At 62.1% G+C, this 24,200-nt stretch carries 20 protein-coding genes; 12 read left to right on the top strand and 8 right to left on the bottom strand.

Features of this window, described 5'->3' with window-relative positions; all coding sequences use genetic code 11:
* Positions 1-625 precede the first annotated feature (625 nt).
* From J0663_RS24235 to J0663_RS24220, 4 genes are all read left to right on the top strand, one after another.
* Positions 626-3,652 carry an alpha-mannosidase gene (locus J0663_RS24235; RefSeq protein ID WP_207244587.1) on the top strand — a complete coding sequence of 1,009 codons (3,027 nt, stop codon included), beginning with the start codon at positions 626-628 and terminating at the stop codon, positions 3,650-3,652.
* A gap of 94 nt (positions 3,653-3,746) precedes the next feature.
* Positions 3,747-4,469, top strand: a complete 723-nt coding sequence (locus J0663_RS24230; RefSeq protein WP_207244586.1) for an antitoxin Xre/MbcA/ParS-like domain-containing protein — start codon at positions 3,747-3,749, stop codon at positions 4,467-4,469.
* Positions 4,466-5,050, top strand: coding sequence for an RES family NAD+ phosphorylase (locus J0663_RS24225; RefSeq protein WP_207244585.1), 585 nt, complete (start codon positions 4,466-4,468; stop codon positions 5,048-5,050). The genes J0663_RS24230 and J0663_RS24225 overlap by 4 nt, the downstream gene beginning before the upstream one ends.
* A 190-nt stretch (positions 5,051-5,240) precedes the next feature.
* Complete coding sequence (locus J0663_RS24220; protein ID WP_207244584.1) at positions 5,241-5,411, top strand: HAMP domain-containing protein; 171 nt, start codon at positions 5,241-5,243, stop codon at positions 5,409-5,411.
* A 28-nt stretch (positions 5,412-5,439) separates the two neighbouring features.
* On the opposite strand, the gene J0663_RS24215 is transcribed toward J0663_RS24220, so the two are convergent.
* The 5 genes from J0663_RS24215 to J0663_RS24195 all read right to left on the bottom strand — a co-directional run bounded on the left by J0663_RS24215 (position 5,440) and on the right by J0663_RS24195 (position 10,798).
* A complete protein-coding gene (locus tag J0663_RS24215) occupies positions 5,440-6,354 on the bottom strand; it encodes an SMP-30/gluconolactonase/LRE family protein (RefSeq protein ID WP_207244583.1) in 915 nt (304 codons plus the stop codon).
* Positions 6,355-6,368: 14 nt separating this feature from the next.
* Positions 6,369-7,319: an ABC transporter permease gene (locus J0663_RS24210; RefSeq protein WP_207244582.1), complete on the bottom strand. Its 951-nt coding sequence runs from the start codon at positions 7,317-7,319 to the stop codon at positions 6,369-6,371.
* Complete coding sequence (locus tag J0663_RS24205; protein ID WP_207244581.1) at positions 7,316-8,263, bottom strand: ABC transporter permease; 948 nt, start codon at positions 8,261-8,263, stop codon at positions 7,316-7,318. Before J0663_RS24205 ends, J0663_RS24210 begins: the two co-directional genes overlap by 4 nt.
* Entirely contained in the window at positions 8,260-9,711 is a 1,452-nt protein-coding gene (locus J0663_RS24200) for a sugar ABC transporter ATP-binding protein (protein ID WP_207244580.1), read from the bottom strand. The genes J0663_RS24205 and J0663_RS24200 overlap by 4 nt, the downstream gene beginning before the upstream one ends.
* Before the next feature lie 70 nt (positions 9,712-9,781).
* Positions 9,782-10,798, bottom strand: coding sequence for an ABC transporter substrate-binding protein (locus tag J0663_RS24195; RefSeq protein ID WP_207244579.1), 1,017 nt, complete (start codon positions 10,796-10,798; stop codon positions 9,782-9,784).
* 275 nt (positions 10,799-11,073) lie between these two features.
* Here J0663_RS24195 and J0663_RS24190 point away from each other — a divergent pair, with 275 nt between their 5' ends.
* The gene (locus J0663_RS24190; protein WP_207245461.1) at positions 11,074-12,312 is read left to right on the top strand and encodes a GAF domain-containing sensor histidine kinase; all 1,239 of its coding nucleotides are present in this window, start codon (positions 11,074-11,076) and stop codon (positions 12,310-12,312) included.
* A gap of 12 nt (positions 12,313-12,324) precedes the next feature.
* On the top strand, positions 12,325-13,047 hold the full coding sequence (locus tag J0663_RS24185) for a response regulator transcription factor (protein WP_097590922.1): 723 nt from the start codon (positions 12,325-12,327) through the stop codon (positions 13,045-13,047).
* Positions 13,048-13,247: 200 nt separating this feature from the next.
* Here J0663_RS24185 and J0663_RS24180 read toward each other — a convergent pair whose 3' ends face one another.
* Entirely contained in the window at positions 13,248-13,886 is a 639-nt protein-coding gene (locus tag J0663_RS24180) for a TetR/AcrR family transcriptional regulator (RefSeq protein WP_207245460.1), read from the bottom strand.
* Between the two features lie 195 nt (positions 13,887-14,081).
* Between J0663_RS24180 and J0663_RS24175 the strand changes: the two genes are divergently transcribed.
* Complete coding sequence (locus tag J0663_RS24175) at positions 14,082-16,544, top strand: beta-glucosidase (protein ID WP_207245459.1); 2,463 nt, start codon at positions 14,082-14,084, stop codon at positions 16,542-16,544.
* Between the two features lie 233 nt (positions 16,545-16,777).
* A complete protein-coding gene (locus tag J0663_RS24170; protein ID WP_207245458.1) occupies positions 16,778-17,248 on the top strand; it encodes an Hsp20 family protein in 471 nt (156 codons plus the stop codon).
* A 280-nt stretch (positions 17,249-17,528) separates the two neighbouring features.
* Here J0663_RS24170 and J0663_RS24165 read toward each other — a convergent pair whose 3' ends face one another.
* Together J0663_RS24165 and J0663_RS24160 are read right to left on the bottom strand one after the other, a co-directional pair.
* A complete protein-coding gene (locus tag J0663_RS24165) occupies positions 17,529-18,062 on the bottom strand; it encodes an OmpA family protein (RefSeq protein WP_207245457.1) in 534 nt (177 codons plus the stop codon).
* Positions 18,063-18,076: 14 nt separating this feature from the next.
* Positions 18,077-18,751 (bottom strand): L,D-transpeptidase, encoded by a 675-nt coding sequence (locus J0663_RS24160; RefSeq protein ID WP_207245456.1) that lies wholly within the window; start codon positions 18,749-18,751, stop codon positions 18,077-18,079.
* Between the two features lie 376 nt (positions 18,752-19,127).
* Between J0663_RS24160 and J0663_RS24155 the strand changes: the two genes are divergently transcribed.
* The 4 genes from J0663_RS24155 (at position 19,128) to J0663_RS24140 (ending at position 24,199) form a co-directional block, all read left to right on the top strand.
* Complete coding sequence (locus J0663_RS24155) at positions 19,128-20,111, top strand: ABC transporter ATP-binding protein (protein WP_207245455.1); 984 nt, start codon at positions 19,128-19,130, stop codon at positions 20,109-20,111.
* A gap of 1 nt (position 20,112) precedes the next feature.
* Positions 20,113-20,907, top strand: coding sequence for an ABC transporter permease (locus J0663_RS24150; protein ID WP_207245454.1), 795 nt, complete (start codon positions 20,113-20,115; stop codon positions 20,905-20,907).
* A gap of 2 nt (positions 20,908-20,909) precedes the next feature.
* Positions 20,910-21,710 (top strand): ABC transporter permease, encoded by an 801-nt coding sequence (locus J0663_RS24145; RefSeq protein ID WP_207245453.1) that lies wholly within the window; start codon positions 20,910-20,912, stop codon positions 21,708-21,710.
* Between the two features lie 317 nt (positions 21,711-22,027).
* Positions 22,028-24,199: a TonB-dependent siderophore receptor gene (locus tag J0663_RS24140; RefSeq protein ID WP_207245452.1), complete on the top strand. Its 2,172-nt coding sequence runs from the start codon at positions 22,028-22,030 to the stop codon at positions 24,197-24,199.
* Position 24,200 lies beyond the last annotated feature (1 nt).

The following is a 24,200-nucleotide window of genomic DNA, read 5'->3' as shown; positions in this document are numbered from 1 at the left end:
GATCGAATTCCGGGCTGGCGGTCATAGCCGATGACAAACTCTTCGCTGGCGCTCTGCAGCTTGCCGACCTCGCTGACGAGACCGCCGGGGCCTTCATCTGGCTGATCATCGATGCGTCCATGCAGTCGTATTTGGCTCGCCATTTTTCAAAGGACACCACGAGTTCGGCGGCACGGCCAGAATGACGCAACGCCTCGAGATCGGTATCATTGAAATCGTTAGCGGAAAATCACTTTCCATTTACCCCTTGAATCTAAAGCCCCTTTTCTTGTTTGACATGGCAATGTAAAACCGACACCGTCGATCGGTTGTGACCGCTCCCCCTGAACGAGTCGTTTGGGAGACTCCCTCACCATGTCTGATCTGGCTTCGTCTGATCGGACGGGCAGACATTCCGGCTCCTGAACACCGCCTCAGTCGAAGAGTTCCGCTAGACCAGCAGCTAGGCGATCTCGGACAGGAAGATGTTTTGCGGCTTGACGCCAAATCAAAGTTACTTAATCTAAGCATCGGCAGGATCCCGCTGGGAGGAGGGGCCGGCATTCGCGATCCCTATCGCATCATCTTCGTCTCCCAAAGCCAGGATTCCCGATCGCGCGCCGCCGATTTTTCAACAGGATAAGCCATGCCGCTCACCATCGCCCAACGCCACGACAGTCTGAAGGTCCGTATCGCCGAGCTCGCGCATTGGCGGGACCGGTATAGCAGCCCGATCGATGGCTGGACCTTCGAGGGCGAGCCGATCGCCCATCAGCAGGACTGGCCGCATCGTCAGGGCGTGGTGCATTTTGCTGCGAGTGCTGAAGCGCCGCAGAGCTGGCCGCTTGAAAATATTCGCCTGCAGCTAGATCTCGGCGGTGAGAGCCTGATTATGCTCAGCTATCCCGACGGCGAGAGCGAAACATTCGGTCTCGATCCCTACCACCAGGAATTTCCGGTGAAGGGCCGCCGCTTCTCGATTTCGACGGAAAGCGTCGCCCGTTTTCCTTTCGGCGAGCCGAACCGGGCGCCGAGGCTCAACAAGGCCCGGCTGATCTGGCTCGACGGTGCCGTCCACCGCCTGCATCTTCTTCTGAAGCAGGTCGCCGAATCGGTCGGCGCGCTCGGCGATCATGAGGTCGTGCCGCATCTGGTGGAGGCCGCCGAGCGGACGCTGCGCAGTCTCGACTGGCCGTCGGATACGGCGGCTTACATCTCCCGCACCGCTGATGCCGTCATGCAGCAGAAGATCTGGGAACTGCCGGAGCTTGTATCCGATCCGGCGGGTCTCTCCGAAGAGCAGAGTGCTTCGGCGGCTGCCGCCTTTGAGGCGCTGACGGCGCGGCTGAAGGAGCTGCAGAAGCGCTTCCCCCCGAATGGAGAACTGGTGCTGACGGGCCATGCCCATATCGATCTCGCCTGGCTCTGGCCCTATCGAGAAACGCGGCGAAAGATGCGGCGAACCTTCAATACGGCGCTTTCGCTGATGGAACGCTCCGAGGATTTCCGCTTCAACCAGTCGACCGCCCATTATTACGCGCAGATGGAAGAGGACGATCCCGAGCTTCTCGAGCGCATCAAGAAGAAGGTCGCGGAAGGAAAGTGGGAAACGGTCGGCGGCATGTGGGTCGAGCCCGACACCAACATGCCGACCGGCGAAAGCCTCGTCCGCCAGGTGCTCTATGGCCAGCGTTATTTCGAGAAGACTTTTGGCACGCGCCACACGGTCTGCTGGCTGCCGGATTGCTTCGGCTTCTCAGGCGCGCTGCCGCAGATCCTGAAACAGGGCGGCATCGACAGTTTCTTCACAATCAAAGTCAACTGGAGCGAGACCAACCACATCCCCTCTGATTTCTTCTGGTGGAAAGGTCTCGACGGCAGCCGCGTGCTGACCCACACATTCGACAATCCCATGCAGGGCTATAACGGCTTCGTGCAGCCGGATTGTTACCTGCCGACATGGAAGAATTTCCGCGGCAAGACGCAGCATCATGCCTCGCTTCTGGCCGTCGGCTACGGTGACGGCGGCGGTGGGGTCACGCCCGAGATGGTGGAGCGCGAAGTGCAACTGCGCGATTTCCCCGCCATCCCGCAGGCGCGCTGGGGCACCGTCAAAGGCTTCTACGAGCAGGCGCACCAGACCGCTAGGGAAAAGAAGCTTCCCGTCTGGGATGGCGAAATATATCTCGAGCTGCATCGCGCGACGCTGACGTCACAAAGCGGCGTCAAGCGCAAGCACCGCCACGCCGAACGCGCGCTGATCACCGCTGAGACGCTCGCTTCGCTCGCCCATATGCTCGGCGCCGACAAGCCCCGCAGCCTGGAAGCGGATTGGCGCGTGGTGCTGAAGAACGAGTTCCACGACATCCTGCCGGGTTCGAGCATCCGCGAGGTCTACCAGGATGCGGAGCAGGAGCTCGGCGGCGTCATCGACCATGCCAAGGCCGAGCAGGCAAAGGCATTGCAGGCGCTCTCGACCAATCTGCCGAAGGGCGGGGTCTCTGATGCGCTCATTGTCGTCAATCCGTCGCTAGCGGCCAGACCAGTAAGCGCCAGACTTGCCGACGGCACGGCACTTTCGGCCGCTGAGATCGTCGCTCCCTTGTCCATTGCCGTCTTCGACAGGCGCACGTTGCAGCCAGCGGGTGGACTCAAGGCAAGTTCCGATCGGTTTGAAAACGATCATCTCTCGGTCGTCATCGGCAAGGATGGCGCCGTTGCCAGCCTTATTCACAAGGCAAGCGGCCGCGAGGCGGTCGATGGCTCCGCCAACCAGCTCTGGGTCTATCCGGCCGACAAGCCGCGCAACTGGGACGCCTGGGATGTCGATGCCGATTATGCCGAGAAAGGTGTGCGTCTTGAAGCGCCCGAAAGCATCAGCCTCGTCGAAAACGGCCCGCATCGTGCGGCGATCCGCGTCGTCCACCGCTACCGGAATTCGAGCGTCACGCAGATCTATGTGCTGACCGCCAACGCCAGGCGGCTCGATATCGAAACGACGATCGATTGGCACGACCGCCGAACCCTGCTGCGCACCCTGAACCCGGTCGGCGTGCAGGCCCGCAAGGCGACCTTCGAATGCGCCTTCGGCGTGGTCGAGCGGGCTACGCACACGAATACCTCCTGGGAACAGGCGATGTTCGAGGCTGCCGCCCATCGCTTCGTCGATCTCAGCGAGCCGGGCTTCGGCGTGGCGCTCCTCAACAATGCCAAATACGGCCACAGCGCCCGCGGCAATGTGATCGGCATGAGCCTGGTGCGCGGGCCGATCTATCCCGATCCGCTCGCCGACGAAGGCGAGCAGAGCTTCACCTACGCGCTGATGCCGCATGAGGGCGCCTGGCATGAAGGCGGCGTCCTTGACGAGGCGCTCGATCTCAACCAGCCGCTGGTGACGGCCGAAGCCAGCGGCCTCTCCGCCGGCAGTTTCGCGCCGATTGGCGTCGAGGGGACCCCCGTCGCCTTCTCCGGCCTGAAACCGGCGGAGGAGGGCGAGGGCCTGATCCTGCGCCTCTACGAACCGGCCGGCCGGCGTGGCCGTCTTTCGCTTGCCCTGCCTTCCGGATGGACGGCGTCACAGCCGCTCAGCATTCTCGAAGAGCCGATGGAACGCAAAGGCCCCGCCGACATCATGCCCTTCGAAGTCAGGAGCTGGAGGCTGCGAAAGGGCTGATCACGCTCAGTCCGTGGCGGCGCTAAAGTGGGACAAACTGGACAAATTGGCTATTTGAGACTATATCAGTTTCTGTAAGAACGGAGATAGTGTCATGGTTGGTTCTGAGGCGCGGCTGCATCGTGCCCGTCAGGCAAGGGTTGCCGACCGCGTCGCCGCCAAAGTTGCCGACGCGCTGAAAGCCGACGCCGCATTCGAGGCCGGCTCGGTGGCCCTGTCGGCCAGTATTGCGGGTGCGGCGGCTGCGGCCATCGTCGATCTTCCCGTCAGCGTGCGGCGCGAGCTTAGCAAGCGCCAGGGCGAACTTGCCCGCCGCATTCGTGGCCTGGTGGAGACGTTCGGCGATGCGGCTGCCGGCGGCAAGATCGCGCTCGAGATTCCGAAAACCGTGGAGCCCTCCGCCGGCGAAGGACTCGGGAAGATCGTGACAGTCGAGGAGGGCGCGCGGTTGCTGGGCGAGCTTGCGGTCGCCCGCAGGCTTGAGGATTGGGCCGGGCCGGTTGCCGGCGCCAGCGAACTCCAGCGCGATTTTGGAATTGCGCGCTCCACGCTCAATCGCTGGCAGCATGCCGGCGAGGTGATCGCACTGTTGAAGGGAACGAGAAAGCACGTCTATCCGATCGAACAATTCATCGACGGGCGTCCCGCAAGGGGCATAGCAACGGTCGCCGCTCTCGTGTCCAATCAGCGGGTGGCATGGCTGTGGCTTTGCCAGCCGAACCCCATGTTGGGCGGCCGCAGGCCCATCGACCTCCTGAAACAGGATCGCGCGGACGAGATCATCGACGCGGCTCAGACCTATTTCGCCACGCAATGAAACTCGACAAAACTATCCTTCAGCGCCTCGCCGTCCGGGCTGATGTCACCGACTATGTCAGGATCATCGCGCGCGCCCATGCCGGAACGCCGCTCGGCATGGGTTTCGGCAAGTCGCGGTTTTCGAGCCCCAAAGACAAGTTCCAGCTGCTCTACCTCGCTCAGGACCCCATGACCGCGGTGGCGGAAACGATTGTTCGCGACCGCTTTCAAGGCAAGGCCGAGCGAGTGATATTCCAGGAGGAGTTCGACCGCTATTCGATCGCCGCCGTCCGAAACCCGGGCCCGCTTTTCCTGCTCGACCTGCGCTACGAAGGCGCAAACCTGCTCGGTGTCTCGACGGATGCCGTTCGGGCACGGGCGCAGGCGAGCGGACGCCGGCTCAGCCAGGACATCTACGATCGCACCGATTTCGACGGCATTCTCTACATGTCGCGGATCACCAACAAGCAATGTGTTGCCGTTTATGACCGCGCCACCGCCGGCCTTGAGGCGGATAGCCCCGCATTGGATCTGCCCCGCCTGTCGGCGCTCGGCCTCATCCTCGATGCGCTGCAGGTCACGGTCATATCAAGGGAATAATCCCGGTCGTCGAGAAGACGTTCCGCGATCGGCGGATGCGACACAGAGCGAGCCAGCTGTCATATCCACATCCTGCGCTCGCTATCCCAATCGAAGGTGCGGACTCGGCCAAGGCGATGGCGACGAAGGCTGAGGAAGAGGCCGATGCCTCCGCTGCCTCGTCCTATACGTCAATCTCGGTGGCGGTCTGTTGACCATTATAACGTTGATCGTCGCCGCTGTTTTTGGCGCCCGCGTGACCGCAAAGCCGATCGGCGAGATCACCGCAAGCATGAGCGGTCTAGCAGAAGGCAATCTCGATGCCGACATCCCATTCGCCAACCGGCGTGACGAAATCGACCGGATGGCCCGCGCCGTCTAAGCCTTCAAGCAGAACGGCATCAAGGTGCTTACGGTCTTTGGGCGCCAGTCGTGGCAACATAGAGGGAATAGAGTGAGCGCGTTGCCGCTATGAACAGACGGTTGCGTCCGGGGCCGCCGAAGGTCAGGTTGGCTACGGTCTGAGGGACGCGGATCTTGCCGATCAGCTTGCCTGACGGATCAAAGCAGTGCACGCCGTCACCGGCACTGGACCAAAGGTTGCCGTTCACGTCGGTCCGGATGCCGTCCGGAATGCCGGTGTCGATGTGGCAGAAGACGCGGCCGTTTGTGAGCCTGCTGCCGTCGACCACGTCGAAGGCGCGGATGTGACGCGGCAGGCTTTCGTCGTGGCTTGCTGCCGAGTCCGCGACATAAAGGATCGTTTCATCAGGTGAGAAAGCGAGGCCGTTCGGCTGGATGAAATCCGTGACGACAGCGGCAAGCTCGCCGGTTGCCGGATCGAGCCGGTAGACGTTGCGCGTCGCCTGCTCGGGCTCGGCCTGGTAGCCTTCATAATTCGACATGATACCGTAGGTGGGATCGGTGAACCAGATCGTGCCGTCCGATTTCACCACCACGTCGTTCGGCGAGTTGAGCCGCGCGCCCTCGAAACGGTCGGCGAGCACGGTGATCGAGCCGTCGATCTCGGTGCGCGTGACGCGGCGCCCGCCATGTTCGCAGGAGACGAGCCGGCCCTGGCGATCGCGCGTGTGGCCGTTGGTGAAGTTGGATGGCTGCCGGTAGATGGACACGCCGCCCTCGGGCGTCCATCGCAGCATGCGCTGGTTTGGAATGTCGCTCCACAGAAGCTGGTTCGCATCGTTGAACCAGACAGGACCCTCCGCCCAGCGGCAGCGTGAATAGAGTTGGTCGAGGCCGGCGCTGGTGACGATCAACTGCCGGAAGCGCGGGTCGTGGATTTCGTAGATGCTGGCCTCGGCCATGGCGGTCTTCCCGTTTATCGCATGCCGGCCCGGCGGCCGCCGGCGAGCATGATGACGCTGATGATGATGAGGCCGGTCATGATGAGGCGGATGCCCGCGCCGACCCCGTAGGTGTTAAGCATGGAGACGACCAGGAACATGAAAAGCGATGCGCCCCATATGCCCGGCACGTTGGAATCGCCGCCGGCGACCGCCGTGCCGCCGATCACGACGACGGCAATCGAAGTCAGCAGATATTCCGAGCCCATGTTGAGCGCCGCGCCGCCGGAGAAGCAGGCGAGCAGATAGCCCGCGATGGATGCGAGCACGGCGCAGAAGAGGTAGGTGACGAAGCGTGTGCCGTCGACCGGAATGCCGGCCATGCGTGCGGCCGGCATGCTTTGGCCGATCGCCGAGATCCAGCGCCCGTAGATCGTCTTTTCGAGCAGGAACCAGGCCAGCAGCGAGATGAGGAGCGCGACGATCGCCACGTTGGGCACACCGAGCGTGGTCGAAGTGGTGAACTCCGCAAGAATGCTCGGAGGCTTGATGCGTAAGCCGCGGTTCGTCCAGATCGCTGCGGATTGTACGATGAAGCTCATGGAAAGCGTGGCGATGATCGGCGGAATGCGCAACGCCTTGATCAGCGCATAGTTGCCGAGGCCGACGACGAGGCCGATGAGGATGGCGACGAGAAGTCCAGGTAGGATCAAGCCGTTTTCGACATTCATCAGCTTCAGCGCCAGCGTCCCGGCAAGAGTCATGGTGGCGGGAACCGACAGATCGATATTGCCGGGGCCGAGCGTGATGACGAACATCTGGCCGATGCCAACGATCACCGAGAAGGCCGCGAAAGTGAGTGCTGCCTGAGACAGGCCGAGCGTGCTGGCGCCGAGCGTCACCATGATCGTCAGGAACCAGACCACGAAGGCGGCAAGCCATGACCAGATCCAGGGTTTGCCGAAAAGGCGGAGGGGGGAGGTCATCGGCGTTTCTCCCGTTTCTCCAGGCGGTTCAGCATCAGGCGAAGCGCGAGCACGATGATCAGGATCGCGCCCTGTGCTCCGATCTGCCAGTCGGGCGAGATGCGCAGGAAGGACAGGAAGGAGCCCGCGAGCGTCAGCGTCAGGGCGCCGATGACGGCGCCGACCGGAGAGACGCGGCCACCGATGAATTCGCCGCCGCCGAGGATCACGCCGGCGATCGAGAGCAGGGTGTAACGCAGTGCGATATTGGCATCCGCCGAAGTCGTCAGGCCGACGAGGGCGATGCCGGCAAGCACGGCGAAGAGGCCGGCGAGGCCATAGGCGGCGGCGCGGGCGGCGACGATCGACCAGCCGGCCCGCTCGACCGAGCGCTGGTTACCGCCGATGCCGCGGATCAGCACGCCGAGCGAGGACCGCATGACGAGAAGATGGGCGACGGCGGCGATAACGATGCTGGCGACGATCGCCATCGGTGCCAGCGGCGGCTTGACGGTCATCAGCCAGCGCACCCAATCCGGCGCCTGCCCACCCGGGGCTGGCAGCAGCAGGACGGCAAGGCCGCCCCAGACGAAGCTCATGCCGAGCGTGACGACAATAGACGGCAGGTTGCGCAGATGGATGACGACGCCGAGCGCGGCATAGGTGGCGATCGCTCCGGCAAGGATCAGGACACCGGTCACGGGGTCATCCCGCAGAAATGTAGCGCTGACGCAGGCGACGAAGCTGACGAAGGTGCCCATCGACAGGTCGAGATCGTTGACCGCCATGACAAGCATCTGGGCGATCGTCGCAAGCGCGATCGGCACAGCCAGATTGAACAGCAGGTTGAGCCCGACATAGCTCATGGCGCGCGGCTGCAGCCAGAAGACGGCGGCGAGCAGCAGGGTCAGCGACAGGGCGGGAATGGCAAGACGCATGGCGTCGGACGAAAGCCGGAACGTCATGCGGCAACCCCCTCGAAGGATGCGGCGATGATGGTCGTTTCGTTGACGGCGTCACCGGTGAGTTCGGCGGTGATGCGGCCCTCACGGAAGACGTAGACGCGGTCGCAAAGACGAACCTCGTCCATTTCAGTCGAATACCAGACGAAGGTGCGGCCGCGCGAAGCTTCGTCGCGGATGATGGCGTAGACCTCCTGCTTGGTCCCGACATCGACGCCGCGCATCGGATCATCCATCAAGACGACGGGCGCGCGTGTGGCAAGGGCGCGGGCGAAGAGCACTTTCTGCTGGTTGCCGCCTGAAAGCGACAATATGCGGTTTGCCATGTCCGGCGTGCGGATTTCGATCCGTCGTTTCCAGTCCGCGCCCTTGGCCTCCTCTTTGCCCTCGAGAATGAGGCCGCGTCGCGACAGGTCACCGAGCGAGGCGACCGAGAAGTTGCGCAGGATGCTCCAGAGTTCGAAGACGCCGTTGAGGCGGCGGTCGCCGGCGACAAAGGTGACGAGCGGATCGTGCTCGGGGAGCCAGTTGCCGGACTGGGCGGCATGCAGGGCAAGCAGGAGTTCGGTCTGCCCGTGTCCGGCGAGACCTGCCAAGCCGATGATCTCGCCCTTGCGGGCCGAAAAGGGACGGCCGGCCGTCTGATGGGACAGAATGAGTGGAGCGGTCGATTGTTCGCGTGCCGGCCGCTGTCCCGTCTCTTCCTTCGCAACGGTACCCATGGCCTCGACCAGGCCATGATGGTTGAAGTCGCGCGCCGGGCGTTCGGCAACGACGCGGCCGTCCTTCATGACGACGATGCGGTCGGAGGTTTCGAGGATTTCGTGCAGAATATGCGAGATGAAGATGACAGAGCCGCCGGCGGCGACGAAGCGCCGGACATGGTCGAGCATCTTGCGGGCGAGGCTCGCGTCCAGCGAGGAGGTCGGTTCATCGAGGATCACCAGCCGCGGCGCAATGCCAGCGTCGGAAAAGGCCATCGCGATCTCGACCATCTGTCGCTCTGCGATGGAGAGGTCTCCCACGGCCCGGCCGCTGTCGATGCCATGGCCGGGAAAGACCGCATCGAGGCTCTTTTCGATGATCCTTGCGGCGCGCCTGCGCCAGCCGAAGCCGCCGAGATCGCGGTGCATGATGCGCGTATTCTCGACAATGGAGAGATTGGGGCAGAGCGAAAGCTCCTGAAAGACGCAGCGCACGCCGTGAGCTCGTGCGGCGTTGATGCCGTAGCGCTCCAGCCGCTCGCCATCGCTTGCGACACTTCCTTCATGGGGGGTGAGGCCGCCATTGATCACGCTGACGATCGTGGATTTGCCGGCTCCATTGTGTCCGACGAGCCCGACGCATTCCCCCGGCATGACACGGAGCGTGACGCCGTCAAGCGCCCTGACGGCCCCGAAGCTCACCTTGGCGCCATCGACGGCGATCACCGCCTTCAAAACCTCATTCATGCTGCCCGCCACATCTGCTCGGAAGGACTGCCGCAGGGCCATTTTGGCCCCGCGGCAGTCGCCGGGAGAGTTATTTTGCCGACTCGATGACCTTGATCGCGTCTGCCTGCGTATATTCCACATTGGCGACGCCGCCGGCCTGGGTGCTGGCGAGGTTCGCTTCAAGATTGTCCTGGTCGATGCGCAGGAACGGCACGACGAGGTCCTTCTTGACCTGCTTGCCGTCAAGGATTTGCTGGGCAACCCAGAAGGCAAGTGTCGAGACACCCGGTGCAATCGACACGGACATGGTCTCGTAGCCCTTCGCGTCCTTCTGCTCCTTCCACCACTTCAGCTCGTCTTCGCGGTTGCCCATGATGATGATCGGCATCTTCCGGTCGGTCGCGGCAAACGCCTGTGCTGCCCCATAACCGTCGCCGCCCTGCGTTACCACGCCGACGATCTCGGGCAGGCTCGGCAGGATGCCGGCGACGGCCTTCTGCGCGACGTCCTGCGCCCAGTCTCCGTGAACGGAGCCGACGATCTTGAACTGCGGGAACTGCTTGACGCCTTCGTGGATGCCGGCCGAGATCTCATCATCGACGAAGACACCGGCGAGGCCGCGGATCTCAAGCAGATTGCCGCCCTGCGGGAGTTTCTTCGACAGATACTCCACCTCGCTGCGGCCCATTTCCTTGAAATTGACGGCAATGCGCCAGGCGCAGGGTTCGGTCACGATGCCGTCGAAGGACACGACGGTGATGCCGGCGTCGCAGGCTTCCTTGACCGCGCCGTTCAGCGCCGTTGGCGAGGCGGCGTTCAGCACGATCGCGTCATAGCCCTGCAGGATCATGTTCTGGATCTGCGCCGCCTGTTCCGTTGCCTGGTTCTCGGCGGTGGTGAAAGGATCGGCTGCGGCCACGACGCCTGATTTCACGGCCTCGCCCGTCACCTTGCCCCAGCTCGTCAGCATCGCCTGGCGCCAGGAGTTTCCGGCATAGTTGTTGGACAAAGCGATCTTCTTGGCCGACGTATCGGCAAAGGCGGAAACGGGCATGGCGGCGCAAGCAATAGCGGCCGATGCCAGGAGCATCTTACGGATTGTCATGTCTTCCTCCCTCATGATCGTGCCGGTCGGCCGATCGTTTCACCCCTGCCGGCTCACAGGCCCGAGTGAAAATTGTTCTTGCACTGAGCTTCCTCCTCTCAGTAAGGGCAGGATGCGGGAGATCGGCCAGACTGTACAGGGGCAAGGCGGCAACTCGTTTGCGGGTTTTGCGCAACAAGCTGCGGGTTTACGCAAGACGGCAGCCCATGTGCGGGCGCTTACTGGGAAACGATTACGACGGGTTGAGGAGCCTGTCGTGACGGGGAGGAACTACAATGCTGCATCTTGCACCGGCATCCCTGTTCGACCACTATCTCGGCATTTCCCGGCTGCTCGCGGGCCAGCTCGATTTCCGCTCGGCGATCCGTTCCGTCGCGGCCGAGGTCGCCCACATTATACCGCACGATCATCTCGACGTCTGCGTGCTGCTCGAAGGCGGCAACTATCACACGGCCTATGAGACGGGCATCGAGACCGCCTGGGGCGAGATTGCCGGCGCGCCTGTCGTTAACAGCCCCATCCGCTCTCTCCTGCGGGGTGAGGTCGACTTTCTGCTTTCGGACGACGCCATGAAAGACCCGCGCTTCCATTTCGAAGGCGCGTTCAAGCGGCCGATCGTCGAGCAATCGCTGAGGAGCCGCCTGCATGTCCCGATGAAGGTACAGGGCACGATCATCGCAGCACTTTCCTGTTCGTCTCACAGGGCGGGCGCCTATACGATGGAGGACGTCGAGCGCGCCCGCATCATCGCCGATCTGCTGACGCCCTATTTCTTCGCGCTGCAGGCGGCCGAGCAGGCGCAACGCTCGGCGATCGTCGAGGCCGAGGCTCGTGCCCGGGAAGAGGGGCTGCGTCAAGGTGCGCTGAAGCTGACCGAAGCCCTGGAACAGGAGCGGCAGCGGATCGGTATGGACCTCCACGACCAGACGCTTGCCGACCTGACGCGGCTTGCCCGCCGGATCGATCGGCTGTCGCGCAACGGAGAGGTGACGCCTGAGGCGCTCGAGCCCGTCTCGCGGTCTCTGCAGCACTGCATGCAGGATCTGCGGCAGATCATCGAGCAGGCAAAACCCTCGGTGCTCCAGCTCTTCGGCCTCGCCCAGGCGATCGAGCACCATCTCGACCGGTCGACCCGCGACACGGGATCGGGCATCGAATGGGGCCTCGTCGACGAGACCAGCGGCGCGCTGGAAAGGCTGGAACCGACCGTCAGCGTCGCCTTGTTCCGCATCGCGCAGGAGGCGATCAACAATGCCGTGCGCCATGCCGCGCCCCTGGCGATCATGGTGCGGCTCGAAGCCGACGACGAACAGCTGTCGATCGAAATCTCGGACGACGGGACCGGGCTTGCCAAGACGCGGGGACGGATCGGCGGGGGCATCGACAATATGAAGACCCGCGCGCGGCTGATCTCGGCGCGCTTCACGATCGGCCCCGGCCATAACAATCGCGGCACCGTGGTCCGCGTCGTGCTGCCGCTGGCGCCGAACGGCCCGGCGGGCGAGCCAGACTGAGGAGTAGACAACATGAAGGTGCTGATCGTCGAGGACGACCCGCTGCACAGGTCCTACCTGCACGAGGCTGTCAACGCCGCGCTGCCGGAATGCGATACAGTGATCGAGGCGGAGAACGGAACGGCCGGTGAGAAGCTCGCCCGTGACCACAAGTCGGCGCATATCGTCATGGACCTGCAGATGGCGAGTCGCAACGGCATCGAGGCGGCGCGCACGATCTGGAAGGAACGGCCGGAGACGCGCATCCTCTTCTGGTCGAATTACTCGGACGAGGCCTATGTGCGCGGCGTCTCGCGCATCGTGCCGGATGGCGCCGCCTATGGCTACGTGCTGAAATCCGCCTCCGACGAGCGGCTGAAGCTCGCGCTGCGCTCGATCTTCATCGAGAGCCAGTGCGTCATCGACCGCGAGGTGCGCGGCCTTCAACAGAAGAGCCTCGGCCAGACGAACGGCTTTACCGATTCCGAATACGAGATTCTCGTTGATATAGCACTCGGCCTGACCGACCGGGCCATCGCCAAACGGCGGGGCCTGTCGCTGCGCAGCGTTCAAAACCGCCTGCAGCAGCTCTACGACAAGCTCGACGTCTATCAGACGGCCGGCGACGACCATGAGGATGGCCGTTTCAATCTCCGTGCCCGCGCCGTTACGATTGCTTTCTTGCGTAAACTTCTGAATTACAGCGCTCTGGAACGCGCTGAGGCGGAGCTGCAGGAATGGCTTGACGGAAAGTAATTTCCGACCGCTGTCCGAACCTTTATCCTGGGCACTGAAGCGAGCCTCGTCACCTCGTTGGCGAGTATCTAGGTCTTTAGGGCACGACACATACGGCCTGCTGATCGGCCGAAGGTACTATGAAGCCGTGAGCGGCCGCATCATGATCTGGCCGGTGCGCTTTGATCGACGCTAGACGTTCCGACAACCGCACGCCGAACTCAGCCCTCCAGTCCGAGGCTCGCCAGCAGGCGGCCGACATAGGCTTCCAAGCCGCCGACCATGTCGAAGCGATCGGGATCGCGCAGCCAGAGCATCTGCAGGCCGTCCATCACGGCGATCAGTTCGGCGGCCATCGCGCGGCTGTCAGTCTTGTTGTCGATCGAGCCGTCGGCGATGGCCCGCTCGAAGGTCGCGGCGATGCCATTCTGCATCTCTACGGCGCGCCCCAGAAACCATGCCTTGGCAGGATGATCCTTCATCAGGCTCTCAGCATTCAGGATAGCGAAGGCCCTGACGACCTCGATCATTCCGGCGTTGCGGCGGAAGACCTCCACCATGCCCTTCAGCAGGGCGCTAAGATCATAGCGATAGTGCCCGATGAAATCGGCGCTATCGAGATCGCGTTTGGCGAGGATCGCAAGCAGCAGATCGACCTTTGTGGGGAAATGGTGCAGCAGGCCGGGCAGCGACAGGCCGACATCCCGGGCGATGTCGCCGATCGCCGCATTCTGGTAGCCGTCTTCGGCAAAGCGCCGCATCGCCGCCGCCAGGATCTCCTTCCGGCGCTCCTCCCCCTTGCGGGAACGGCGCCGACGCGGTTGCGTCTCTCCGGTCTCTGTTTTTGAAGACTCTGCCATGGTTTCCCGTCTGCCATTTCCCCGAGCGATCGCCAAGTCTCCGGTCGATTTCTCCAGTGTCCATTCATACAGCACGCCCGGCGGGTTGACATCCTAAAAATACCGAGTAATCGGTAGGTTTAAGATTGCAGAAGGCGACCCGGGCCCGATGGATGGCTTGCGGTGCTCGCAACGCATTCGAACGGGGAGGTTTGCATGATCGATTCCATTCTCGACAAGATGACGCTCGAGGAGCAGGTTGCCCTGCTGTCGGGCGCCGATTTCTGGACGACCGTTCCCGTCGAGCGCCTCGGCGTGCCGAAGATCAAGGTGACGGACGGGCCGAACGGCGCCCGCGGTGCCGGTTCGCTGGTCGCCGGCGTCAAGGCGACCTGCTTTCCCGTCGCCATTGCGCTCGGTGCCAGCTGGAATCCCGGCCTCGTCAAGCAGATGGGCGCAGCGCTTGCGCGCCAGGCCAAGAGCAAGGGGGCTGCCGTGCTGCTCGCGCCGACGGTGAATATTCATCGCTCCGGCCTCAACGGTCGCAATTTCGAATGTTATTCCGAAGATCCGATGCTGACCTCCGAACTCGCCGTCGCCTATATCGAGGGTGTGCAGGGCGAGGGGGTCGCGGCAACGATCAAGCATTTCGCCGGAAATGAATCCGAGATCGAGCGGCAGACCATGTCGTCCGACATCGACGAGCGGACGCTGCGCGAAATCTACCTGCCGCCCTTCGAGCAGGCGGTGCGCCGCGCCGGCGTGATGGCCGTCATGTCTTCCTATAACCGCCTCAACGGCATCTATACGAGCGAGCATCCCTGGCTGCTGACCAAGGTGCTGCGCGAGGAATGGGGTTTTGACGGCATCGTCATGTCCGACTGGTTCGGCTCGCATTCGACGGTCGAGACGATCAATGCCGGCCTCGATCTCGAAATGCCGGGTCCGGCGCGCGATCGCGGCGAGAAGCTGGTTGCGGCCGTGCGCGAGGGCAAGGTCGAGACTGCCAAGATACGGGCAGCGGCGCGGCGGATCCTGCTGCTGCTCGAGCGGGTCGGTGCGTTCAAGAGCAAGCCCGACCTCACCGAACGGGCGGTCGACCTGCCGGAAGACCGCGCGCTGATCCGGCGTCTCGGTGCCGAAGGCGCGGTCCTTCTCAAGAATGACGGCATCCTGCCGCTCGCCAAGACCTCGCTCGACCGGATCGCCCTCATCGGGCCGAATGCCGCGAGCGCCCGCGTCATGGGCGGCGGCAGCGCCCAGATCGCCGCCCATTATACGGTGAGCCCGCTCGAAGGCATTCGCGCCGCTCTTTCCAATGCCAACAGCATCAGCCATGCGGTCGGCTGCCGCCATAACCGGCTGATTGACGTGTTCAAGGGCAGGATCACGGTCGAATATTTCAAGGGGCGCGGCTGCAAGGGGAATCCCCTCCATGTCGAGACCGTCGACAAGGGTGAGTTCTTCTGGTTCGAGCTGCCGTCGGGTGAACTCAACCCTGCCGACTTTTCGACGCGCATGATGATGCAGTTCGTGCCGGAAGAGAGCGGCGAGCATGTCTTCGGCATGACCAATGCCGGCCTGGCAAGGCTCTTCGTCGACGGGAGACTGACGGTCGACGGCTGCGAGGGCTGGACGCGCGGCGAGAATTATTTCGGCACCGCCAATGACGAACAGCGCGGCGCGCTGACGCTCGAAGCGGGCCGTTCCTATGAAATCACCGTCGAATATGAGCCGTCCTTGGCGAGTGAGGAGGGGATCAACCTCATCGCAGTTCGTTTCGGCGTCGAAAAGCCGCTCGGCGAGGCCGATATCGAGGCCGCCGTCGAGGCGGCACGCAATGCCGATGTGGCACTCCTCTTCGTCGGCCGCGACGGCGAGTGGGACACAGAAGGACTCGATCTGCCGGACATGCGGCTGCCGGGCCGGCAGGAGGGACTGATCGAGCGAGTTGCGGCCGCCAATGCCAACACGGTCGTCGTGCTGCAGACCGGCGGTCCCATTGAGATGCCCTGGCTCGGCAAGGTCCGCGCCGTGCTGCAGATGTGGTATCCCGGCCAGGAACTCGGCAATGCCGCCGCCGACGTTCTGTTCGGGGATGCCGAGCCCGGCGGCCGCCTGCCGCAGACTTTCCCGAAGGCGCTGACCGACAATTCCGCCATCACGGACGATCCCGCCGTTTATCCCGGCAAGGACGGGCACGTGCGCTACGCCGAGGGCGTCTTCGTCGGCTACCGACACCACGATACGCGCGCCGTGGAGCCGCTCTTCCCCTTCGGTTTCGGCCTAGGCTATACCCGTTTCAGCTGGAGCGAACCGCGGCTCGCCGGCGAAATGGGCCCCGAAGGTGTGACCGTCTGCGTCGACGTCACCAATGTCGGCGACCGGGCCGGATCGGAACTGGTCCAACTCTATGTGCGCTCGCCAAAATCCAAGGTGGAACGGCCGGACAAGGAACTGCGCGCTTTCGCAAAGCTCTTGCTGCAGCCCGGCGAAACAGGCACAGCCATCATGAAGATCCTGCCGCGCGATCTGGCTTATTTCGATATCGAGGCCGGCGCCTTCCGGGCCGAACCGGGTGATTATCAGCTGGTCGTGGCGGCCAACGCCACCGACATAAGATCCGTGATCGACCTGCCGTCGTCAGCGGGCCACGTGTTGTCGCCCTCGACCGCCTGATTGCCGTGTCTATGGCCTGCGCCTATCGATTGGGTGAATAAAGAGAGTGTTCAAAAGGCTTTCCGGCCTGTCGGATAAAGCAGGCTGAAAATTTTCAGATGCTCCTCTTGAAACGAAAATCGTGCGAAACCAGATCATTTTCGTCGGCAGCGCAGAAGCGGGCCGATGATCAGAGCGGAGACGCAGGTTTCCGAGGCGTCTCCACCCCATGTTGCTTTACCGAGGATATGGCTATGAGAAACGAACTTGACTTCGCCCCCCTTTATCGGTCCAGCATCGGCTTCGACCGTGTTTTCAATCTCCTGAACAATGCGCAACGCCTGCAGGCGATCGATGCCTGGCCGCCCTATGACATCGTCAAGACGAGCGAAGACGATTATCGCATTCAGATGGCAGTGGCCGGCTTCGCCGAAGGTGACCTGGACATCACCCAGGAGCGGAACGTCCTTCTGGTGAAGGGGCAAAAGGCCGAAGGGAAGGACGGCGAATATCTGCATCGCGGCATCGCCGGGCGCGCATTTGAACGCCGCTTCGAGCTCGCCGATCACGTCAGGGTCGAGAATGCCTCGCTGACGAATGGTATTCTCTCTATTGCGCTGAAGCGTGAAGTGCCCGAGGCTATGAAACCGCGCAAGATCGCCATCGGAGGCGGCTCCTTTCAGCAGACACCTCTTCAGATCGAAGCGGAACGTCAGGTGGCTTAAGGAGAGCTTCTCCATGAAGTCCCGAATAAAGCCGTTTATCGTAGAGATCAGGAAACGTCGCGGAAGCAGCGCGAAAAATGCTGCAAAGCCTCTGTTTCCGAAGTTGTTAGGCAAGCTCGGCAGCGCGGACGCCGTTTCGGAAGCGCGATCCTGAACGGGCCCTCCATGTCAATCGGCCGGCCAAGTGGCCGGCCCTTGTTCACGAGTGATGCGGCCTCAAGGTTGCATTCCCCTCGAACTCTCTTGGCGCAAGCTTGACCTTTGTTCGGCCCACGTGCAATCAGACCGCATCCGGCTGGCTGCGCAAATTGGTGACGACGCGCCGGTTCTGCACCTTGCAGGAGCGCTCTGTGCAGTCGCGGACTTCGCGGTCGTTGCCGTAGCCCTTGGCCCACATACGCTTGGGGTCCACGCCCTTTGAGGCAAGATAGGCCATCGCCGCATCGGCGCGTTTCTGCGAGAGCGTCTGCATTTTGGCGGCGGAGCCGGAATCGTCGGCAAAGCCCTGCAGTTTGAGCATCCAGCTCGGGTTCCTGTTGAGCCAGGCGGCTTGGTTGTCCAGCGTCGCCTTGGCGACGGAATCGAGGCTGGCAGAATCCTGCGCGAAGTAGATCCGTCGGCCGACATTGAGGATGAAGTCTTCCTCGCTGCCCATCGCGATATTCTCGAAACCGGGTGCCGGATCGTTGGTCTGGCCGGTCATGGGCGCGACGGCGGGTTCCTCCAACGAGGCGGTGCCGGGAGTGGTGCAGGCGGCGAGCGCCAAAAGCGTTACTGCGAGGAGGCCCCTCGTGAATCCTGATATAGCAGACATAGGGGTGATTTTCCTCATTCGACCGGGGTAGCCTGGCTAAGCTCTGCGGAATTCTCCGCCTGGTCGGCAATGTGCGGCAAAACCTGTACCGCGGTGCCAATGGGGCAGCGCTGGTAAAGATCGATGGCATCTTCGTTGAACATCCGGATGCAGCCGCTGGAGGCGTCCTTGCCGATGCTCCATGGCTCCAGCGTGCCGTGGAATCGATAGCCGGTGTCGACGCCGTCGCGATGCAGATACATGGCGCGAGGGCCGAGCGGGTTCTTCGGTGAGCCACCCGAGACGAACTCCGGCAGTTCGGGGTGGCGCTTGCGCATCTCCGGCGGCGGCGTCCAGCGCGGCCAGAGCGATTTAGCGTCGATGGTGGCGCGGCCGAACCATTTGAAGCCCTCGCGGCCGACCCCGACGCCATAGCGGATCGCTGTCTTGTTCTCCATGATCACGTAGAGAAAATGGTGCCTCGTATCGACGACAACGGTGCCGATCGGCTCGCTGCTGAAATATTTGACGACCTGGCGGTGCCACCGCCTGTCGATTTTGCCGAAATTGGTGCGGCGAAATGTAACGCCATTGTCGACGGCGGTGCCGTCAAAATAAGAAGGTGCCGCCGCGGCGGCCGGGTTCCGAAGGGCGCCGGTCCCAATCAACGCCAATCCACCGAGCACAATACTCCTGCGGGTCCATACCATCGGCTAAAATCCCCCCTGGAAGCCAACAAGCGAAGCGTCAGTAAACCAGATTTTCTATTTGCCTCAATAGAAAACTCCTCTCCGTATCACGATCGATATCGAATTGAGCGTTTCCTGGATCGGTATTGCTTCGTTGTTACTCGGCACGGGACAATATTAAAACCATTGCGCATCATCCCCGGGGGAGGAGGGCACCTGCGTCCCGAACTTGAGCCGAAATGGCGTGGGCAGTGCTCCAGCGGTGCATCTGCAGGCGCCCGACATTTCGACGGTCGATCGGTTGTATCAAAAGAATTGTCTATCCCAGGCCGCATGTGTTGCATAGGTTTCACGCGACTCTCTTATTGGGATCTTCCCATAATCGCCGGATTCCATCATGCTGCCGATCATCAGTGCCAAGAGCGTAAGCAAGACCTTCAGCCAGCGTGTGCCGCAGCCGGGCCTGACCGGGGTGCTGCGCAACATCATAGCGCCGGTTACGACGCCCGTGCACGCTGTGGATCAGATTTCCTTCACGATAGGGGCGGGGGAGGCTGTCGGTTATCTCGGACCGAACGGTGCGGGCAAGTCGACCATGATCAAGATGCTGACCGGCATCCTCATGCCCTCCTCCGGCGAGGTGAGCGTGCTCGGTCGCAGGCCTGTGGCGGACCGGATCGCCAATGCGCGTGAGATCGGCGTGGTCTTTGGTCAGCGTACCCAATTATGGTGGGACCTTCCCCTTGCCGAGAGCTTCGAGCTGCACCGGCGGCTCTACCGGGTGGCGGATTCGTCCTTTCGCATCAACAGAGCCGAACTGGTCGAGATGATGGAGCTTTCCTCGTTTATCGAGCGGCCCGTCCGTCAACTCAGTCTGGGGCAACGCATGCGGGCCGAAATTGCCATGGCGCTTATGCACGAGCCTAGAATCCTGTTCCTCGACGAGCCGACTATCGGGCTCGACGTCGTCGCCAAGGACGTTGTGCGCAAGTTTCTCGCTCGCACGAACCGAGAGCGTGGCACGACGATCATTCTCACAACGCACGACCTGCAGGACATCGAGGAGATCTGCCCCCGCCTTATCATGGTGGATGAAGGCCGGCTTCTGTTCGACGGCCCGCTTGCAGAACTGCGCGTGACCTTTGGCGCGAGGCGCCGGTTGACGCTGGAGTTTGACGGCGAACCCGGCGTAGTCTCGTTGGCCGGGGCCGAGCTGCTCGGGGGAGAGGGAGCGGTGCGCGAATTTCTGCTGGCCGACGATGGACGCTCTTTGATCGATTTGATGGGCGCGCTCACCGCCAAGGCCGCGCTTCGCGATGTTCGTTTGCATGAGCCCGGCATCGAGGAAGTGATCCGCACACACTATCAGGCGAGGGGATGACATGCGGGGGTTTCTAGCTTTGGCTGCAGCCGCCATCCGCCAGCAGGCCGGTTATCGTGCCGAAATCCTCTCGATGGTCCTCGGCGCGATGATCGAAGTCTTCGCCCGCATTTCGATATGGAAAGCCGTTTACGGGGGCCAGCATGTGGTGGCGGGCATTACCCTGCCTCAGATGATAGCCTATGCCATTATCGGGGCAACGCTCCTTTCGAATTGGGACACCGCACTGGTGGTACGGGAAATCGGCACGGCGATCCGCACCGGCCAAATCGCCAACAGCCTCATTCGTCCGGCGAGCTTTCCGCTCATGCTGTTTGCAGAAAATCTCGGGCCGCGGCTCTTCAACTTCGCTGTCGTCGGTACGCCGGTGATTGTCGTATTTGCACTTCTATATGGGCTTTTGCCGCCGGCCAGCGTCGCGCACGGCCTCGTCTTCATCGCCTATGTCGCCGTCTCCACGACCTTGCTTCTATTGATCTCGATCCTGTTTGGTCTTCTGTCCTTCTGGGTATTCGACGCACACTCACTGGAATGGTTCATGCGTGGATTCGGGGCGCTTCTGTCGGGTGGACTTGTGCCCCTGTGGTTCTTTCCCCCGGCGCTTGCCGAAGCCGCTCACGTGCTGCCCTTCGCCTGGATCACCTATTATCCGATGGCCGTCTATCTCGGTCAGCTCGATCTTGCCTCCGCTTTCACATATCTGGCCGTCGGGATCTGCTGGGTCGCCGGCCTTGTCGGCCTGATCGCAGCGCTGTGGTCCGGTGCGCGCCGGCGAATTGTCGTTCAGGGAGGCTGATCATGCCGGACACGCTGGCGCTCGCCTGGTATCTTATGCGGCTGCGCATGCGGACCCGGTTGCAATATCGGGCGGCACTGGTTCTTGCCTGGGTCTCGCAGGGCTTCGGTTATGCTGGCGCCTTCGCCTCGCTTTGGATCATCCTCACGCGATTTGGCGGCATGGGCGGCTGGCGCTGGCAAGATATGGCGTTCCTGCTGGGTTTCCACACCCTGGGTTATGCCCTCGGCGCGTGCTTTACCTTCGTGCAGTTGCGCCGAATGGAAGAAATCGTCCGGGATGGCGAATTCGATTCGCTGCTGACCAGGCCGGTGAATACATGGGCTTTTTTGTCGTTCTCAGGATTTAACATCGAGTATGGCAGCCATGTCATTTTGGGCGTGGGCCTGATGGCCTGGGCTTTGCCCAAGGTGGCGGTCGACTGGAGTATCTTCACCATATTGCAACTCGCCGCCAGCCTTTTCAGCGCTGCGCTTCTGACTGGCGCGCTGATCACGTTGATCGGCGCAAGTGCGCTGGTGCTGCGGCGCGCGCGCTATATTTTCGGCATATATTTCGACTTTTGGGAACTATCCCGGTATCCGATAACGATCTTTGCAGCACCGCTCCAGTTTCTGCTGCTTTCAGGATTGCCCTTTGCCTACATGGCCTATGTGCCCGTCGCCGCGCTGCTTCGAAAGCCGGTTCCATATCTCGGAGATGCCGCCGCGTCGGTCGCGGTCACCGTCGGACCCGTCGCTGCCTTGATTGCCGCTGCCTTCTGGCGCTTCGCGATCCGCCGTTACCAGGGTGTCGGCGGCTGATAGATCCGCGGCCGGCGAGGTCATGGTTTCTTTATGTCCCCTCGCGGTCATAAAATGGTTGCCTGGGCATGTCGTAGAAACCGCTCACCGGGGCGGCCCGCCAATCCTTGGCGGAGCAGATGTGGCGAAGCGGTTGCGCCGGAGGCAAGCCGCGAATGCTCAGACCATTGTCGGCCTCGATTCTGCCTGCAACCTCTTCGGGAGTGGCGGACACGGACGGATCATCGAACAAAAGATGACAAAAATAATCATCTTATGTTGACAAGGCCAATTTCGCTCCATAGGTTCCGCCCGCATCGTGAGGTAGGAACCCAACAATGGCGTATGTTTTTTTTAACCTTTCTAATAATGTAGCAAAAATTTATCGAGATGCCTTATTAGCCACGACGGCGATCTTCCTGGTCGGCATTGCAGCATCGCCGGCCGCCGCCCAGAGCGCCTCGACAGGTGAGACCGCGACGACGCTGGAGCCCATCGTTATTCAGGGCGCATCCTCTGATAGCAAGACCGACCGGACCTCCGTCACCGCCAAGAACAGCTCGGGCGCGACCAAGATCAGCACGCCGCTCGTCGAAACGCCGCGTTCGGTCTCTGTCACCACGGAGAAGGAAATCGAGCAGCGCGGCGCGCAAACGGTTATAGAGGCGGTCCGTTATACGGCCGGCGTGACGACGGGAATGAGCGGCTTCGATCCGCGTTTCGACCAGATCTACATTCGAGGCTACAACGCGACAACGGTCGGCGACTATCGTGACGGACTGCGCCAGCCTTACATCAATTACGGCACGTTCCGCACCGATCCCTATCAATTGCAGCGCGTCGAGGTGATCAAGGGTCCCGTTTCCGTTCTCTACGGCTCGGGATCTCCGGGTGGCCTCGTCAACAAGATCTCTAAGCTCCCGACCGAAGAGCCGATCCGCGAAGTCGGCATTACCTACGGCACCAAGGATCGAGTGCAGGGGATGTTCGATTTCGGCGGGCCGATCAGTGAAGATAACGACGATTTCCTCTACCGCATCGTCGGCCTCGCCCGTCGCGGCGACACCAATTTCGATATTGCCGACGACCGCTATTTCCTGGCGCCGTCCTTTACCTGGAAGCCCGACGAGAGCACGACCTTCACGGTCTACGGCCTGGCGCAGTCCGACGAGACCGATGCCAATGTCGGCGCGATCACGACCGTGGATGGCAGGATCCTCGACCTCAGGGCGAGCGATCCAGACTATGACCACCAGAAAATAAAGCAGCAGCAGGTCGGCTACCAGTTCGAACATGAATTCGACAACGGCCTGACCTTCCGGCAGAACCTGCGATATTCGCATCTCGATCTGGAGGCCCGCTACCTTGGCGTTACCAGCTGGACAGGGACCGTCGCGCATCGTGGCACGAATGCGATCCGGGACGAGATGAATGTTTTCCAGGTCGACAATCAGCTCGAGGCGAAGTTCGATACCGGCCCGCTTACGCATACGATGCTGTTCGGGCTCGATTACACCAATCTGAAGTCGAGCTTTGGCTATGGTTTCGGAGCCGCCGATCCGGCATTCGATTTCGATATCGCCAATCCGACTTATGGAGTTTCGGGCGCTACGCCGGACTATAATTTCATGGCTTCCGATGCCGACATGCGGCAAATCGGCATCTACGCCATGGACCAGATCGAGGTCGGAAACTGGCGTTTCAATTTCGGCGGCCGTCAAACCTGGGTGAACCAGACGCGCGATTCGACCTTGCCGTCGGTCAGTTCGGAGGACGTCGACAAGAATGCCTTCTCCGTACAGGCCGGCGCGCTTTACCTCTTCGACAACGGCATCGCGCCGTTCGTTTCCTACGCGACCTCCTTCGATCCGGTCACCAACCGATCGGCAACCAACACAATTCTTCCGCCGACGAAGGGCGAGCAATACGAAGTCGGCGTGAAGTACCAGCCTCCTGGCTCCGATATCCTGCTGTCGGCCGTCGCCTACCACATCGTCGAGCAGAACAAGCCGAGGCTCGCCGATCCGCTGACCTTTGCCTACGACTCCCAGGGCGAGGTGACCGGGAAGGGTATCGAGCTTGAAGCCCGCGCGGCCATCGCCGACGGTCTGGATATCATCGCGGCCTACACCTACAACGACTCCGAAGTGACCGGGGGTAACAACGTCGGCAATACTCCGGCCATCACCCCGACCCATGTTGCGAGCCTCTGGGCGAACTACACTTTCCAGGAAAGCAACCCCTTCAACGGTCTGTCGGTCGGCGCCGGCGTGCGCTACATCAGCGAGACCTGGACGGATGTCGCCAACACCTCGAAGAACCCTGCAACTTTCTATGTCGATGCATCGGCCTCTTATGATTTCGGCGCGGTCGACAAGAAATATGAAGGGCTGACGGCAGCCTTCGCCATTCGCAACATCGCCGATGAGCGCGAGACGGTTTGCGAAGAGGGCTTCTGCTACCTCGGCCAGGGCCGCAACATGACCGGCACCCTGAAGTATCGGTGGTAGG

This window comes from Rhizobium lentis, assembly GCF_017352135.1.
In the GTDB taxonomy this organism is placed as follows: Bacteria; Pseudomonadota; Alphaproteobacteria; order Rhizobiales; family Rhizobiaceae; genus Rhizobium; species Rhizobium lentis.
This window is presented reverse-complemented; position numbering and strand designations above follow the sequence as displayed.

What these genes read in the sequence shown, in the direction of transcription:
- J0663_RS24215 (WP_207244583.1), bottom strand. Translation starts at nt 6,354, where the DNA reads ATGGCCGAGGCCAGCATCTACGAAATCCACGACCCGCGCTTCCGGCAG.
- J0663_RS24175 (WP_207245459.1), top strand. Translation starts at nt 14,082, where the DNA reads ATGATCGATTCCATTCTCGACAAGATGACGCTCGAGGAGCAGGTTGCC.
- J0663_RS24145 (WP_207245453.1), top strand. Translation starts at nt 20,910, where the DNA reads ATGCCGGACACGCTGGCGCTCGCCTGGTATCTTATGCGGCTGCGCATG.
- J0663_RS24190 (WP_207245461.1), top strand. Translation starts at nt 11,074, where the DNA reads ATGCTGCATCTTGCACCGGCATCCCTGTTCGACCACTATCTCGGCATT.
- J0663_RS24225 (WP_207244585.1), top strand. Translation starts at nt 4,466, where the DNA reads ATGAAACTCGACAAAACTATCCTTCAGCGCCTCGCCGTCCGGGCTGAT.
- J0663_RS24160 (WP_207245456.1), bottom strand. Translation starts at nt 18,751, where the DNA reads ATGGTATGGACCCGCAGGAGTATTGTGCTCGGTGGATTGGCGTTGATT.
- J0663_RS24230 (WP_207244586.1), top strand. Translation starts at nt 3,747, where the DNA reads ATGGTTGGTTCTGAGGCGCGGCTGCATCGTGCCCGTCAGGCAAGGGTT.
- J0663_RS24235 (WP_207244587.1), top strand. Translation starts at nt 626, where the DNA reads ATGCCGCTCACCATCGCCCAACGCCACGACAGTCTGAAGGTCCGTATC.
- J0663_RS24195 (WP_207244579.1), bottom strand. Translation starts at nt 10,798, where the DNA reads ATGACAATCCGTAAGATGCTCCTGGCATCGGCCGCTATTGCTTGCGCC.
- J0663_RS24165 (WP_207245457.1), bottom strand. Translation starts at nt 18,062, where the DNA reads ATGTCTGCTATATCAGGATTCACGAGGGGCCTCCTCGCAGTAACGCTT.
- J0663_RS24170 (WP_207245458.1), top strand. Translation starts at nt 16,778, where the DNA reads ATGAGAAACGAACTTGACTTCGCCCCCCTTTATCGGTCCAGCATCGGC.
- J0663_RS24155 (WP_207245455.1), top strand. Translation starts at nt 19,128, where the DNA reads ATGCTGCCGATCATCAGTGCCAAGAGCGTAAGCAAGACCTTCAGCCAG.
- J0663_RS24150 (WP_207245454.1), top strand. Translation starts at nt 20,113, where the DNA reads ATGCGGGGGTTTCTAGCTTTGGCTGCAGCCGCCATCCGCCAGCAGGCC.
- J0663_RS24205 (WP_207244581.1), bottom strand. Translation starts at nt 8,263, where the DNA reads ATGACGTTCCGGCTTTCGTCCGACGCCATGCGTCTTGCCATTCCCGCC.
- J0663_RS24185 (WP_097590922.1), top strand. Translation starts at nt 12,325, where the DNA reads ATGAAGGTGCTGATCGTCGAGGACGACCCGCTGCACAGGTCCTACCTG.
- J0663_RS24210 (WP_207244582.1), bottom strand. Translation starts at nt 7,319, where the DNA reads ATGACCTCCCCCCTCCGCCTTTTCGGCAAACCCTGGATCTGGTCATGG.
- J0663_RS24180 (WP_207245460.1), bottom strand. Translation starts at nt 13,886, where the DNA reads ATGGCAGAGTCTTCAAAAACAGAGACCGGAGAGACGCAACCGCGTCGG.
- J0663_RS24200 (WP_207244580.1), bottom strand. Translation starts at nt 9,711, where the DNA reads ATGAATGAGGTTTTGAAGGCGGTGATCGCCGTCGATGGCGCCAAGGTG.
- J0663_RS24140 (WP_207245452.1), top strand. Translation starts at nt 22,028, where the DNA reads ATGGCGTATGTTTTTTTTAACCTTTCTAATAATGTAGCAAAAATTTAT.